The sequence below is a fragment of the Aneurinibacillus sp. REN35 genome, from assembly GCF_041379945.2.
GTDB lineage: Bacteria > Bacillota > Bacilli > Aneurinibacillales > Aneurinibacillaceae > Aneurinibacillus.
In genome coordinates this window covers 98,159-112,811 of sequence record NZ_JBFTXJ020000001.1, presented here as the reverse complement: position 1 = coordinate 112,811, position 14,653 = coordinate 98,159, and the positions used below count along the sequence as shown (strand labels likewise).

12 protein-coding genes are annotated in these 14,653 nt (G+C 43.7%); 1 reads left to right on the top strand and 11 read right to left on the bottom strand.

The window, feature by feature from the left end; all coding sequences use genetic code 11:
* Positions 1 to 37: 37 nt before the first annotated feature.
* From AB3351_RS00555 to AB3351_RS00535, 5 genes are all read right to left on the bottom strand, one after another.
* On the bottom strand, positions 38 to 691 hold the full coding sequence (locus tag AB3351_RS00555) for a GntR family transcriptional regulator (protein ID WP_371145162.1): 654 nt from the start codon (positions 689 to 691) through the stop codon (positions 38 to 40).
* A 44-nt stretch (positions 692 to 735) separates the two neighbouring features.
* On the bottom strand, positions 736 to 2,100 hold the full coding sequence (locus AB3351_RS00550) for a four-carbon acid sugar kinase family protein (RefSeq protein ID WP_371145161.1): 1,365 nt from the start codon (positions 2,098 to 2,100) through the stop codon (positions 736 to 738).
* Between the two features lie 19 nt (positions 2,101 to 2,119).
* Entirely contained in the window at positions 2,120 to 3,388 is a 1,269-nt protein-coding gene (locus tag AB3351_RS00545; RefSeq protein ID WP_371145160.1) for a ribulose-bisphosphate carboxylase large subunit family protein, read from the bottom strand.
* A gap of 216 nt (positions 3,389 to 3,604) precedes the next feature.
* Positions 3,605 to 4,984: a DEAD/DEAH box helicase gene (locus AB3351_RS00540; RefSeq protein WP_371145159.1), complete on the bottom strand. Its 1,380-nt coding sequence runs from the start codon at positions 4,982 to 4,984 to the stop codon at positions 3,605 to 3,607.
* 193 nt (positions 4,985 to 5,177) lie between these two features.
* A complete protein-coding gene (locus AB3351_RS00535) occupies positions 5,178 to 5,375 on the bottom strand; it encodes a cold shock domain-containing protein (RefSeq protein WP_371145158.1) in 198 nt (65 codons plus the stop codon).
* Between the two features lie 610 nt (positions 5,376 to 5,985).
* Here AB3351_RS00535 and AB3351_RS00530 point away from each other — a divergent pair.
* On the top strand, positions 5,986 to 7,053 hold the full coding sequence (locus tag AB3351_RS00530) for an S-layer homology domain-containing protein (protein WP_371145157.1): 1,068 nt from the start codon (positions 5,986 to 5,988) through the stop codon (positions 7,051 to 7,053).
* 207 nt (positions 7,054 to 7,260) lie between these two features.
* Here AB3351_RS00530 and AB3351_RS00525 read toward each other — a convergent pair whose 3' ends face one another.
* The 6 genes from AB3351_RS00525 to AB3351_RS00500 all read right to left on the bottom strand — a co-directional run bounded on the left by AB3351_RS00525 (position 7,261) and on the right by AB3351_RS00500 (position 14,486).
* Positions 7,261 to 8,748, bottom strand: coding sequence for an alanine/glycine:cation symporter family protein (locus AB3351_RS00525; protein ID WP_371145156.1), 1,488 nt, complete (start codon positions 8,746 to 8,748; stop codon positions 7,261 to 7,263).
* A 114-nt stretch (positions 8,749 to 8,862) separates the two neighbouring features.
* Complete coding sequence (locus AB3351_RS00520) at positions 8,863 to 10,356, bottom strand: aldehyde dehydrogenase family protein (RefSeq protein ID WP_371145155.1); 1,494 nt, start codon at positions 10,354 to 10,356, stop codon at positions 8,863 to 8,865.
* Positions 10,357 to 10,399: 43 nt separating this feature from the next.
* Positions 10,400 to 11,296 carry a 4-hydroxy-tetrahydrodipicolinate synthase gene (gene dapA / locus AB3351_RS00515; protein WP_371145154.1) on the bottom strand — a complete coding sequence of 299 codons (897 nt, stop codon included), beginning with the start codon at positions 11,294 to 11,296 and terminating at the stop codon, positions 10,400 to 10,402.
* A gap of 30 nt (positions 11,297 to 11,326) precedes the next feature.
* Positions 11,327 to 12,280: a proline racemase family protein gene (locus AB3351_RS00510; RefSeq protein WP_371145153.1), complete on the bottom strand. Its 954-nt coding sequence runs from the start codon at positions 12,278 to 12,280 to the stop codon at positions 11,327 to 11,329.
* Positions 12,277 to 13,314, bottom strand: a complete 1,038-nt coding sequence (locus AB3351_RS00505; protein ID WP_371145152.1) for a proline racemase family protein — start codon at positions 13,312 to 13,314, stop codon at positions 12,277 to 12,279. The genes AB3351_RS00510 and AB3351_RS00505 overlap by 4 nt, the downstream gene beginning before the upstream one ends.
* A complete protein-coding gene (locus tag AB3351_RS00500) occupies positions 13,311 to 14,486 on the bottom strand; it encodes an NAD(P)/FAD-dependent oxidoreductase (RefSeq protein ID WP_371145151.1) in 1,176 nt (391 codons plus the stop codon). Before AB3351_RS00500 ends, AB3351_RS00505 begins: the two co-directional genes overlap by 4 nt.
* Between the last annotated feature and the right edge of the window lie 167 nt (positions 14,487 to 14,653).

The following is a 14,653-nucleotide window of genomic DNA, read 5'->3' as shown; positions in this document are numbered from 1 at the left end:
TTGTTGTTTTTTGTTTAGTTTAATTATTTAGATAATTCTACAGAAGCAGTTTTTGTTTGGATTGCTGGAAATGCTCTCTGATTAATTCAATACTTTTACGATCCCCTTTTTTCAGATGATTGTAAATTTCCACATGTTCTTGCCAAAACAGCTTCATTCGGTGAGGGTCCTTTTTTAAATGCCGTAGTGTAATCCTCAGTAAATGATCCTGGTAATTAAGCAGCACCCGATAGATTTCTTGATTTCCGGAAAACTCGCAAAGTAGAAGATGAAAGGCATGATCTGCCTTGGCAAACGCTTTAATCTCCAGTTGATTTGCTTTCTCCTCAGTATCCTGAAGATTCTTCTCGATAAGCTGACACTGCTCCTCGCTCATCCTTCCAACTATTTGACTGCAAATATATGTCTCAAGCGCAATTCTCAGATCATATATGTCTGCAATACGATTGATTGACAGGTCATTAATAATGATACCCTGCTTAGAAGATACGGTTACAAAGCCTTCTGTCTCTAGTCGAACCAATGCTGATTTTATCGGTGTCTTACTCATCTGAAGCATCTCAATAAGCTCTCGCTCCGACAAAAATTGCCCTGGAGCAAAATTTTCATCTAGGATGTTTTCTTTAATAAACTGGTAAGCAACATCCTTAAGAAGAGGGGCCATCGTTTTTTTGTTATTTTTTATTTCCATTCACTTGTGTCCTTTCATTGTCTTACCGTATAAAACGTTCATTTTTATTCGTTTGAAGCTTGCTTTACATTTGCAAAATAATGAGGACCTCCTAGTTGCCCTCCCTTTAAGGCTAACTCGATACCATCCATTTTTTCATCAAGCGAATATGCTTTACACAATGGTGCACCTGGGGAGACTGGAAGCAGCATCTCTAGCCCATAGATTCCTAGTTCGCGCGTAACAAATCCTGATGTATCCCCTCCGGCAACGATGACTCTGCGCACTCCGGTTTCTAGCATAATTTCGCGTGTCCATCTTCCAAGCTGCCTCCCGATCCATTCTCCTGATTGTAATTCTGGAATGCCTAGACGTACAAAATGTTCCCGGGTCGTACCAATCGCTTCATCTTCTGGACCCAACGCTGTATAAAGAATGATACTTTTTCCTTCACGAATAAGCTTTATCACTTCATCAAGCAACCCATAGGGAACGGATTCATTGTCCATCATTTGATCGACTGCGATCTTCACTCCATGAAACCCAGCTTCGATTGCATTTTCAATCTGCTGCTTTGTTATCATTGAAGCGCTTCCTGATACAGCAAGTACCTGCTCAGCAGGCTTAATAGACTCTACGTTCCTCTTATTCTCGCTCTTTTTGAACCCCGCTGATTCCCAATACGATGTAAATGCGTAGTTCATACCTGAAGAGCCGACGATAAAAGTAGAACGGCCAGATAATGATTCCCAGATCAATTGTCCACTCAAGCGCATTCTCTCTTCATCTAAAACATCAAAGAGAAGGATACCCGGTTGATCCAATTTCTTTTCGTACCGCTCTCTTACGGTTTCCATGCTGCCCTCTAGTTCGAGTATATTCATTACGTTTATGGCTTCGGAAGTTTGTTCAGCGAGATGAAGACGAAGGTCAGCTTCCCGCATCGGTGTAATGGGGTGTTTTGACATAACTGGATGACGATCCAGACGATATACAGTATCATTCATCTTGGCAAAGTGCTGACCAAACAACGTATAGCGTCCTAATGGCGGTGCGCCGACAAGAAGCGGAACGACGGGTTGATCCGTAAAGTAGTCTCTAGCTACCTCAATCGCTTTGCCTATACTGCCGACTTTAGTTCCAGAGTCAAAAGTTGAGCATGTTTTATATTGTACAAATGGTGCTTGAATGTTTGAAAACTGCTTAAATACCGGCCGCAGCTCTGCCTCCATATCTGCCGGTCTTTTGGCCCGACTTGTTCCCGCTACACCAACACAGCGGACGCCTTCAAATTGGTTGATTAACTCAAGAGTTGGCGGCTCTAGAAAGAGAATCGTCCGGTACCCACTAATGGCGAGAGCTTCCATCGCATCCGTAGATCCAGTGAAGTCATCACCGTAAAAAGCGAGTAGCAGTCCACTTTCTTGCATAATGTATACTCCTTTATCTTTATGTTTTAGAGAATTTTTGTATCGCGTGTAATAGCTCTGGGCGTTGCTCCGCATACACATGCAAAGGAACTCCCTGAACAGCCGCCTCCCATCCCTGCCTCATACTTAATACCCCCGCTGCAATACCGTCAGGATGAGCGAGAATACCTCCCCCCGCCAAATGAATAACATCAGTAGAATGAATTGCATCATACGTAGGAACTGCAGTAGCTGCCCACTGAGCGGAAGAAAGCACGGGCATAACTGGATATCCCCCCAAAAATGGGGTCAGGCAACTCTTAATCGCTTGTGCTACTTCCTCGTTGCTTTCAGAAAATTTATTATGTAATCCGTTTGTATGAAGGTGGTCAACCCCTGCAAGTCGACACAATTTTTGATATACGGTAAAACTCATACCCAAAAGCGGACTGCGAGACATCGCTCCCCATTGCGTGCGGTGTCCATGAATGGGAAGCTCTGCGTATTGCCGTAAATAAGCAACACCGTTTAATCCAATGCTGTTGATACATGCCATAACACACGTTCCACCTGCCTGCACAACGAGATCATGGCTTCTGTGCATTTCATCGATATCCCCTGTAATATTAAAGGCGTACATCACTTTCTTTCCGGTTTTGTCTGCGATTCGTTCAATTTCTTCTGTAATAACCTTAATCCTCTGTTCCAACGGAGCAAAGACTGGATTTGCGCATAATTCATCATCTTTAATAAAGTCGATGCCAGCCTCGGCAAGCTGTCGTATAAGAGGAGGATAGTCTTCCGTATGAAGACCAATGCTAGGTTTTATGATCGTACCAATCAGCGGTCGATCATACACATTGCATAATCTTCGCGTCCCCTCAATACCAAACTGCGGACCTGGATATTTGTATGCGAATGCCTCAGGCAACTCCAAGTCTATTAATTTCAAACCGGAAAATTCTCCGAGTTCATACAAGTTTCCAGCCACGGTCGATAAAAGAGTCGATAACGAAGGTCCAATATTATCTAACGGAAAGGATAATACGACAATCGCGCGCTGAAATGAAGGCTTCGAAGTATCTGCTCCTTTGGGAAGCCTGGCACCTGGTAAGGTAGGTTGATGCACTGTCTCCAATTCTTTGATACGCAGCACCTTCGCACCATGCCGCAGCTTTAACTCAGGTGTTTCTCCGGGTACCGAGACAAACGTTCCTGTCGATTGTTCTCCAGCCATTACTTCTGCGGCGTATTCAAGCGGGAAGGCCGTCTCGATTAAATATGTAGCCACAATTTGCTTACATTCCAAAAATCTATTCCTCCTTTTGCGAACTTTATTTACATTCACTAAGATCTATCTTAGATCTATGTTGGATTTATCTGAAATATTAGATTGAACCGCTTTCATTGTCAAGCGATTTCTGAAAAATTTGTTATTTTTGATTCCAAACTAAAAATGACTCCAAATCGAAATTGGAGTCATTTTCTTCTCTGTTTTATTTATAGTTAAATGATAATTCTTTTCTTACTTTGTGTTTCTTTTCCTTCTTGCCCTTCCCTGTACTTTTATTTTGGGCTTTTTAGAATAGCGCGGGGCTTCGGCCGTAAGCTCAACAGCCACATCCTTTTGCTCTTTTGTCAACAGCTTTAAAGCAACCGAAACCAGCGTAATAGAGTCGTATTCATCCAGTAATTCGCTTGCCGTTTGCTTAAACGGTCCATAATTCCCCTCTTTGAGTAATTCAATCATCTTCTCTGACGCCATTTTCTGTTTAGACTCCATCGCTTCCTCAACTGTCGGAATCAACTTACGATGAATTTTTCCTTTTGAAGCTTTTTCAATCGTTCGAAGCTGGCCTATTTCTCTAGGCGTAACAAATGTAGCTGCTATCCCTGTTTTACCTGCTCGTCCTGTTCTACCGATACGATGAACATAGCTTTCCGGATCTTGTGGAATATCAAAATTATAGACGTGCGTTACCCCTGAAACATCAATTCCTCGAGCAGCTACGTCTGTTGCCACCAAAATATCAATGTTTCCCTCACGGAATTTATTCATCACAATATCTCGCTGCCGCTGGTTCAAATCCCCGTGTAAACCATCAGCCATATACCCTCTTTTATTTAAAGCATCATTTAATTCATCTACTCGCCTTTTGGTGCGTCCAAATATAATTGCCAATTCTGGATTTTCAACATCTAATAAGCGGGAAAGAACATCAAACTTTTTCCGTTCATTCACTTCATAGTATACTTGTTCCACTGTTGGGGATGTGACTTCCTTTGCTTGAATCTTAATTAATTCTGGATGGGTCAGGAATTTCTCAGCAAGAGTCTGAATCGGACGCGGCATTGTCGCAGAAAATAATAAGGTTTGCTTATCTTTGGGTGTTTCTTTAAGGATTCGTTCGATATCTTCAAGAAATCCCATATCCAACATTTCATCGGCTTCATCTAGCACAGCTATGGAGATACGATCTAGGCGCAGTGTCTTTCGTTTGATATGATCCAACAGTCTGCCTGGTGTTCCTGTTATAATATGCGGGTGTTTTTTTAATGCCTTAATTTGACGATCAATTGACTGTCCCCCATAAATAGGCAGAGAACGTACTCCTTTATATTTCGCCAAACGGTTAATCTCCTCTGAAACCTGAATAGCTAGTTCCCTTGTAGGTGCAATGGCAATAGCCTGAACATAGTTTTTGCTGGTATCAATTTTCTCTAGAATAGGGATGCCAAATGCTGCTGTTTTACCTGTTCCGGTTTGTGCTTGTCCAATAATATCCTTACCCGATAAGGCGAGGGGAATTGCTTTCTCTTGGATGGGAGATGCCTCTTCAAATCCCATATCAGTAATCGCCCGTTGAATAGGCTCGCTTATACCTAAGTCATAAAATGTTGCCATATCGTAAACTCCCTTCTCTGTCATTCATATTTTTTATAATTAACCAAACTGTTTGGCACAATGCATGCATTCAATAATGGGGTAGACAATATAGGGTAAATTCCTGGATTTTAACAATAAAAAAGGCTGCTAACATAATTTTGTCAGCAGCCTTATGACTTATACCCGTAGCGTATAAGCCTCGTACCATTTTTTACAGCTTAACAACGTTTGCAGCTTGATCTCCGCGGTTACCTTGAGTAATATCAAAGCTTACTCGTTGACCTTCTTCTAGAGATTTAAATCCATCTCCTGTAATCGCAGAGAAATGTACGAATACATCGTCGCCGTCTTCTCTTTCGATAAAGCCAAATCCTTTGTCTGCATTAAACCATTTCACTGTACCTGTCATATAAAAACCCCCAAAAAATTTTACTATAATATGTTGTTGATATTTACCGTAGAAAATAAAAATTCACATATTATCACGGGACACATATACACAAAACATAACCCCTGATAACATGTGAATAATAAATATCAAACATCTTATTAAGTGTATATTGAGTATAGCACACTCATTTCCAAATAACAACATCCGATTTTTTATCAGCAAAGCAATTAAAATTACGTGTAGAGATAAGACGCACAGATATTCCGATACTGTTCAATATTTTTTGACTCCGAAGACCATCTTCAAAATTCAGGCGGAGAGTTTTTACCGCCTCGTGCACAATCAGCAGACGTCCGGTTTTTTCTACAGAAGCTACAATCGTATCCTGATGCGGCCAAAGGAGTATCGAAGACACGGCTCGCTTCAAGCGTTGGATGAGCTGAGTTATTTGCTTCTCAAAACCAGACAAAATACAAAGAGGATGACATGAAAGGACATGAACTTCATGACTTTCTAGAGCGTGTTCACATCTGTGGGTTAATCTTAAAATGTAGTTGCTATTTTCCTGAAAACCAAATGAAAATAGATTATATTTGAAGAAACAAGAACACAGGAAGAGGGAATTACTATGAAAAGCAAAAAACTATTTTCAATCGGCATGATTACAACAAGTGTGTTCCTCTCAACTTCTCTTATTGCATCAGCAGCTACTACACTTTTTAAGGACACAAAAACACACTGGGCTAAAGCATCCATTCAATGGGCATCGGAGAAAAAAATTGTTGTTGGTTATCCAGATGGAACATTTAAACCTGAAAAGAAAGTCACCGAGGCTGAGTTTATTTCTATGCTCCTTCGAGCATACCAGCCGCCTTCATTTTTCACTAAAAAAGTAGGGCAAGCACACTGGGCTGATAATGAGTACGAATACTCTGCAAGAATGAACTACCCGGTACGAGAACTTCGAAATGTACCAATGACACGTCAGCAGGTAGCGGACTTTATTGTGGCTAGTCAGGGTCTTCATTATACAGGTAACAACAGTATTCAATATCTCTTAGGGAGGGGACTGGCAAAAGGGAAGACAACCTTAAGTATCGAGGGATATAAAGGAAGCGATACATTAACGCGGGCCGAAGCAGTCCAGTTTATAAAGACAATAAAGGAAAAGGGAACAAGTACGCTCATGCCGCGGCCAGAAACACCTTCTAATCCTAGTAATCTCCCAAAATTACCTGTTACACAGCCGAAGCCTGGTAGCAGCATTGAGGACAAGGTAGCTAAGAACCCGGCAATTCTAGGTAATGTAGGAGAGTTAATCAAATTTCTTGAATCATTGAATAGCTTTTCACCATATAAAAAGACATTGGTAGCAGGAAGATATAATGATGTTGATTTTGGAAAGCATCCAGTATACGGAAGTGCAATTAATATGTACTACGATGAACAATATGGAAAACAGGTAGGTATAGCATTTCACCAGTTTACTGCAAATGAGCAAAAGCTTCTAAAAGAGATTCTAAAAGTTTTCTACCCTAATTCATATGAAAAGGCTTTTGCCCCTGCTTTGAAGGTGAGTAAGATGACTTTTGTGCCAGATAAAAGTTATATCGAAACAAAATATGATGGAAGAAGCTTCCGAGCTTTTAAAGGAAATAATCCAAATGGTTTTGGTATTTCAATAGGGGTGAAGTAAATAGGCAGAAAACTTTGAGCGATAAATGGATTTAGGGTATATATAACAAAACCAGCACTTTGAAAATCCTCTTTATCCACCTGATAATGATGCTATAGGTCATTTAGGTAAATCAGGATTAAAAACACGGATGAAGGCAGATGCTTATGTCTGCTTTCATCCGTGTTTCAAGCAAGAGTACACTATATGACCAAAGGAGAGACAGGACTATAAAGCTCCCTGCTTTAACTTCCCCCCCTTATCAGGAACATCTCCCTCTGCTTCTCTACATTTCTCTTCCCAGAAATCAGCGCCGCTGATTCCTAGCTTTCTCGGATCAAATATCGGCTCTCTCCCCGCCTTTCTTTGCATCTCATAATCTTGTAATACTTTTAAGGCCGGTTTTGTTAGAAGTAGAATGGCAATAAGGTTAAGCCAAGCCATACTTCCGATTCCCAAATCGCCAAGCGCCCATAAAAAGGAGGCCGATTCAACACTTCCGACATATACCATAATCAAAAACACAACTTTTAGCGCGATTTTCAGCCACGGCATCGTCCGTTTTTTATCAAGGTAAACAAGAGTCGTCTCAGCTATATAATAATAGGCCAGCAATGTGGTAAATGCGAAAAAGAAAATGGCGATGGAAACAAATAACGGACCAAATCCCGGCAATACCGTTTCAACCGCTTGCTGCGTATAGATCGGTCCCGCCTCGATAGCACCCATCGTTGTAACAATGGGCTCTTTTCCTTCTGGTGTAACGTTATACATACCTGTTACCAAAATCATGAGCGCGGTCGCCGTACATACAACAATCGTATCAATATAGACGGAAAAAGCTTGAACCAACCCCTGCTTGGCAGGATGAGAAACCTCCGCCGCCGCAGAACTGTATGTGCCTTCACCAACACCGGCTACATTCGAAAAGACGGCTCGCTTCACGCCCCAGGCAATCGCAGCACCAACGATCCCTCCAAAAGCTTGATTCGTGCCAAATGCGCTAGAGAAAATCAAGGCAAACATTTCAGGAATCTTCGTGATATTAAAAAACAGGACGATGAATGTAACCACCACATACCCTATTGCCATAAAAGGAACGATGGTCTGGGAGGCGCTGGCGATTCGCTTCACTCCACCAAAAATAATCGTAGCAAGCAGGGCGACCAGCAGAACACCTGTGATGCTTTTATCCAGACCGGATACACTTTCAAATCCGATGGCGATATTGCTTGATTGAATACCAGGCAATAACATCCCATAGGAAAGCGTAACAACACTCGCCACCAGCACGGCAAACCATTTTACTTTTAGCCCTTTTTCAATATAGTAGGGGGTGCCGCCGCGATATTCATTGTCAACCTTGCTTTTATATAGCTGGGCAAGAGTGGATTCTACAAAAGCGCTCGCCCCTCCTACTATCGCCATGACCCACATCCAGAAGACAGCTCCAGGACCTCCAAAGGCAATGGCCGTAGCTACCCCAGCAATATTACCGATACCTACACGTCCTGATAGAGCTAAACAAAAAGCCTGAAAAGAAGATATTCCTGTATCGGAGCTTTTCCCTTCAAAGAGCAGCATGACCATCTCTTTAATATACCGTATTTGCAGAAAGCGAGTAGCAATCGAGAAGAAGATCCCTGCTCCCAGTGCAAAGATAACCAGTCCGATACTCCATACCTGTCCAACTAACCACTCTACGATCGCTTCCATCATGCCCCTCCTTTATAATAATTAAAATATTCAGATAAATAATAGGGCAGCAGCATACATGGCATGTACAAGGACAGCTCTCCAACCTATAAGAGCTGTCCATTCGCTCTTCGTCTATTGTTTTTGCTTCAAGTTTACCCACACGCTTTTTACTTCTGTATAGTTGTCGAGCGCATACGAGCCCATTTCGCGTCCGATGCCGGACTGCTTATAGCCGCCGAATGGAGCGGCAGCATCTTCTAAGTTGTAATCGTTAATCCAGACCGTACCCGCTTTCAGACGGTTCGCTACGTTGTGTGCTGTCTTAATGTTTTCCGTCCATACGCCCGCCGCAAGACCAAATGGTGTGTTATTCGCTCTCTCAATGACCTCTTCCACTGTATCAAACGGAAGAACGACCACTACAGGGCCGAATATTTCTTCTTTTGCGATGATCATCTCATCCGTCACATCCGCAAAAACAGTTGGCTGAATGTAATATCCCTTTTCTAATGCTTTCTCACCACCTGCTGCAACTCTTGCGCCTTCCTCCTTCCCTTTTGCAATATAGTACAGCACACGTTCCTGCTGCTTCTTAGAAACAAGCGGTCCCATCTCTGTGCCGATCTCCATCCCCGCACCAAGCTTTACATTGTTTGCTAGTCTCGCAAGTTCGTCCACCACTTTATCGTAGTGCTTTCTATGGACGAAAATACGGGAGCCAGCACTGCAGTTTTGCCCATGGTTGTACATAATACCATTAAACGCACCAGGGATGGCCTCTGATAAATCGGCATCTTCTAAAATAATATTGGGAGATTTTCCGCCAAGCTCCAGCGTCACATGCTTAATTGTCTCAGCCGCTTGGCGCATAATGTATTTGCCTGTGTCTGTTGAACCGGTGAACGCTACCTTGTCGATATCGGGATGATTTACAATTGCCGACCCTGCTGTTTGGCCAAACCCAGGAACAAAGTTTACGACCCCATCTGGAAAGCCGGCTTCTTTAAACAATTGAGCCGTATATAACAACGATAGCGGTGTCTGTTCCGCAGGCTTTAATACGATGGTACATCCTGTCGCAAGAGCAGCTCCCATTTTCCATGCTGACATTACCAACGGATAATTCCAGGGAATAATCTGGCCGACAACACCGATGGGTTCATGGCGCGTATAATTCAAGTAGTCTTTTGAAATCGGGGTCGTCTGACCAAGAATTTTTGTTGCCCAGCCAGCATAATACCGATAATGCTCCACTGTTGCCGGTATATCATCTTCTACGGCAACTTGATAAGGTTTCCCGTTATCCAAAGCTTCCAATTGGGCCAGCTCTTCTTTATGCTCATCAATTAAATCAGCCAACTTGTAAATGAGATGCGCTCGCTCCGCCGCACTCAGCTTAGGCCAAGGTCCCTCCTCAAATGCCCGCCGAGCGGCCTGCACCGCTATCGTAACATCCTCTTCCTGCGCTTCGCTTACCACAGCAAGAACTTCTTCTGTCGCCGGATTATACGTCTCAAACGTCTTGCCGCTTACTGACGGCACAAATTTCCCGTCGATAAAAAGCGCAATATTCCCGGCTAAAAATTCCTTTACCTTTGGTTTTACTTCTACTTGTGCTATTAGCATCTTTTATCCTCCCTGCCTTTCTTTGCTTGATCCTCCCGCCTGATTACGCGTGTGAAACAGCTGTGATATTGGCCATAATTTCTGTAAGCGTTTGCTCCTCTTCCGCTGTCAATCCCAGGCGCGGATAGCGAGAAGGACCACCCGCCTGACCGTTCAGCTCCATCGCCCGCTTAACAATTTGCACATACTTTCCTGATCCTTCAAGAAATGCGCAAAGCGGCAATATGCGGTCGTTGATCGCCCAAGCTTCCGTCAGCTCACCCCGCTCAAAATGATCGAACATTTGCGTAACAAGCTTTGGCACAATATTTCCCGCAACAGAGATCCAGCCGGTTGCTCCGACCAAATACGATTCCATCACCAACTCTTCCGCACCGCAAAATACCTCAATATCCCCCCTGCCCTGTCTAGCAAGGTCGCGGACTTTGCGAATATCGCCACTTGATTCTTTAATATGTGTCACGCTTTCACACTCTTTTCCAATGCGAAGCATAAGCTCTGTGCTCATGTCGACACCGGATGTAAAGGGATTGTTGTACAGCATAATAGGGATCGTCCCTGCATTTGATACTTCTTTGAAGTGAAAGTAGATTTCCTCCTCTTTTGGTTTGCAGTAGTATGAGTTGATGATCAGCGCACCATGCGCACCATGCGCCTCTGCCTGCTTTGTATATTCAATGGTTTCCTTCGTTGTCTCAGCAGATGTTCCTACAATAACAGGCAGGCGACCGTTTACTTCTTGTAGGACGGTTTTAACCATTTGAAATCTCTCTTCTTTCGATAGACTCACAAATTCTCCTGTGCTCCCATTGATGACAATCCCTGCCACCCCTTGATCCATAAAGTAGTTCACATTGCTTCGCACACCACCCCAATCAATCTCCTGTGCCTCATTCATCGGGGTAATTAATACGGGATACGCTCCTCTAATTGTCGTCATGTTCATGTCCTCCTTCGTGTTATATTTTGGTTATTTCAACAAAAATCCAGCGGGCAGAGGATCTGTCGGATCCAATACAAATTGCTGCATTCCTGTAATGAAGCCGCGGCTTGTGAGATGAAACGTATATGCGTCCTTTGTTTTCGTAGCTGCCTGTGCAGTTAAAACACTCCCAAAAATACTTTCGTTTACAAATGATTCTTTTATGTCTCCTCTTCCTTTTGAAAGGACGCTTGTATAGCATGCCATCGTCGACCCAAAGCCGGGAGAACGAACGATATACTGATCCTCACGAAAAGTGATTGTTTTCACCCGCCCCTGTGCTAGATGCGTATCATCCATTAAAATGACACTTTGTACAGGCGCTTTTAACGCGAGAGCCTGAAGAATCCCTCTTCCCCACTGCTTCAACTCAGACAGTTCTTCGATACGAATCTCTGTGGTCATCGTACGCTTTTCAAATACTGCATATAATTGGTCTGCCTGTACGAGAGAAAACGGTGTATCGATATGCGGATAAGACAGTGGAATATTGGCTTCGATCACTTGACACATCCCACTTTCTACTCGCACGGATACCACGTCATCTCTCTCCATCGTCGCGATAACCGGAATCACACCATTGATGGTTTCGATTTTGTATTCATTTGACTCCCTCGGCTGCAGATGACCGCATTCTAGCAGCACCGTCATTACAGCAACGATGCCGCCGTAATGAAGAGAGGCTAAACCTTCATGGTTAAAAAACAACACGGCAGCATCCGCTTCTTGGTTGAGCGGCGGGACAAGCCAACATCCCTGTAGACCCGCAAAACCACGCGGCTCATTCAATAACAGGCGAATTTTCTCTATAAACCTATCCCCAAGCTGTTCATGCAGTTGCTTCAGACTTTGATAATGCATGAATGGCGCTTCTTTGATAATACGAAATGCCTCGCCGGCTACATGTACATCCGTTGTTGTATGCACCTTTTGCAGCTTCATTTCACATCCTCCATTTCATGCTCCATTGGCGGAATGAGCAGAAAGCCTTCTTTGAGCGGGTCGTCTTCATGATGGAAGAAGCGATGCATTCCCATCAGCCACGCCGATCCCGTAATCTTGGTTATCACAGCCTCGATGCCCTGCACATCCGTTACCCCCACTACGCGGCCCTTAAATAAGGAACCGACAATACTTTCATGAACGAACGCTTCACCCATCGAAATCTCTTGATGCGCATACAGTACAGCTAATTTGGCAGACGTGCCTGTTCCGCAGGGAGAACGATCAATCCCTCCCGGAGGAACAACGACCGTGTTTTTCACATCTGCGCCCTTATGCGTTGGTTCAGTAAAAAATTCAACATGGGTTAGCCCTTGAATAAATGGATATTGCGGATGAACAATTTCAGTTTTTTCGTTAATGGTATTTCTGATATTGATCGCTTTTTCGATTATGCTCGACGCATTCTCCGGAACTAAGTCTAATCCCACCGACTTCGCGTCAATAATGGCGTAAAAATTGCCGCCATACGCAATGTCTGCATCGACACACCCAATTCCTTCGACGTCTACGGAAACGCTTTTTAGCAAAAAGGCCGGGATATTGCAAAAAGAGACTTCCTTGGCCTTCCCACCCTCTACAGAAATGGTCACTTCAACAAGTCCGGCAGGCGTATCCAATTTTAATGACGTAACCGGCTCCCGAACAGGAATCAATCCCGATTCAACGAGCGCCGTACACACCCCAATCGTATCGTGTCCGCACATGGGCAGATATCCGCCTGTCTCTATGTAAATCACGCCAATATCGGCTTCTGGATGACACGGATCGGTTATCAGCGCACCCGACATCACATCATGTCCACGCGGTTCATTCATTAACAGCTTGCGAATCCAGTCATATTCCTTCTTCATATGAAGCATTTTTTCTGACATGGTGGCCCCAACTAATTTTGGAAGACCACTAATCAGTGTGCGTGTCGGATTCCCGCCTGTATGCGTGTCAACTGTTGTAAAAACTCTTTGTGCTCTCAACTGCTCAACACCCTTTCTCTAAACCGATTAAGACGAAGCGGTTCAATGGGAATCGATGTTTCTTTTCTATTAATTAGTTCCTCTATTACTTTTCCTGTGATTGCGGCAAGACTAATGCCGTCTCCTTCATGACCAGCTGCAATATAATAGTTCGGAATGATATCGACCGGTGAAATGATCGGTAAATGGTCTTCTGTCCATGGCCGTAGCCCGGCATAGGAACGAATCACCATCATATCGGCCATTTTTGGATAGAAGCGGATGGCACGGTTAGCAATGCACTTTATCACTTCATTGTTTACTTTCGTATGAAAACCGGCGAATTCTCTACTGCTCCCGATTAAAAAGTTCTGGCTCTCCGTCGGTTCAAAGACAAGCGCCACGCCATATTTTTCAGTTAGCGGATCAACGCGGCGTTCTCCACCAAATTTGGATATCAAGTAGCCAAATTCCATCACCTTTCTCGATCCTACATGCTGCTGCCTTGAGGCAACGATGATATGACCTTTTCTTGGTTGGATCGGTATGGAAAGACCCAGCATCTCTCCTATTCGAGGCGCCCATACTCCAGCGGCATTGACGACATGATCAGCCGTAAATACCCCGTTTGTCGTCTCTATCGTAAATGATCTGCCTTCCTCTTTTTTTATTCGCTTTACTTCCGTATGTTTTAAAGCCGTGGCCCCCCGCTTCTTTGCTCCTTCAAGCAGGGAAAATGCTAGCAGATACGGATTAACCGTAGAATCTGTGGCACATTCCAACCCGCCTGCTAGATCATCCGCAAAAAAAGGAGACTCTTGGCGAATATCCTCCCTATCAAGCATCCGAAATGGCAGGCCGGCAACCTTTTGACGATCAACCCATTTCTGCGCTGCCTCCATCTCTTCATCCGACTCACAGACAAGAATGCTGCCCGGAGCTCGGTATTCAAAGGGATGCTCTAATTCTCTGCTTAGTTCATCCACTAAATTCTGACTCAGCAGCGACATCTGACTATCGAAGCCCGGATCTTTATCAATGGCTAAAATATTGCCGTCACACCGCGAAGACGTACCGCTTACAAATTCTCCTTTTTCAATAATTGTTACGTCTCTGCCAAATGCAGAAGCATAGTAGGCAATCGAGCAGCCGATGATTCCTCCGCCGATGACTACTACATCACAGTGTTTCACATAACGTCCCCCCTCTCGATGAAATCGCTTCATTTTCCTTATCACGCAATTCATATGCCAAGGAAAGAGAGGCGCCTTGCCACATCCATTGTAAAAATATTTTTAACATTGGATAAATAAGTGTATAATTTTCTTTACAGTGTTAATAAATTTTTACAGGCTGGGAG

What these genes read in the sequence shown, in the direction of transcription:
- AB3351_RS00555 (WP_371145162.1), bottom strand. Translation starts at nt 691, where the DNA reads ATGGAAATAAAAAATAACAAAAAAACGATGGCCCCTCTTCTTAAGGAT.
- AB3351_RS00550 (WP_371145161.1), bottom strand. Translation starts at nt 2,100, where the DNA reads ATGCAAGAAAGTGGACTGCTACTCGCTTTTTACGGTGATGACTTCACT.
- AB3351_RS00540 (WP_371145159.1), bottom strand. Translation starts at nt 4,984, where the DNA reads ATGGCAACATTTTATGACTTAGGTATAAGCGAGCCTATTCAACGGGCG.
- AB3351_RS00535 (WP_371145158.1), bottom strand. Translation starts at nt 5,375, where the DNA reads ATGACAGGTACAGTGAAATGGTTTAATGCAGACAAAGGATTTGGCTTT.
- AB3351_RS00530 (WP_371145157.1), top strand. Translation starts at nt 5,986, where the DNA reads ATGAAAAGCAAAAAACTATTTTCAATCGGCATGATTACAACAAGTGTG.
- AB3351_RS00525 (WP_371145156.1), bottom strand. Translation starts at nt 8,748, where the DNA reads ATGGAAGCGATCGTAGAGTGGTTAGTTGGACAGGTATGGAGTATCGGA.
- AB3351_RS00520 (WP_371145155.1), bottom strand. Translation starts at nt 10,356, where the DNA reads ATGCTAATAGCACAAGTAGAAGTAAAACCAAAGGTAAAGGAATTTTTA.
- dapA (WP_371145154.1), bottom strand. Translation starts at nt 11,296, where the DNA reads ATGACGACAATTAGAGGAGCGTATCCCGTATTAATTACCCCGATGAAT.
- AB3351_RS00510 (WP_371145153.1), bottom strand. Translation starts at nt 12,280, where the DNA reads ATGAAGCTGCAAAAGGTGCATACAACAACGGATGTACATGTAGCCGGC.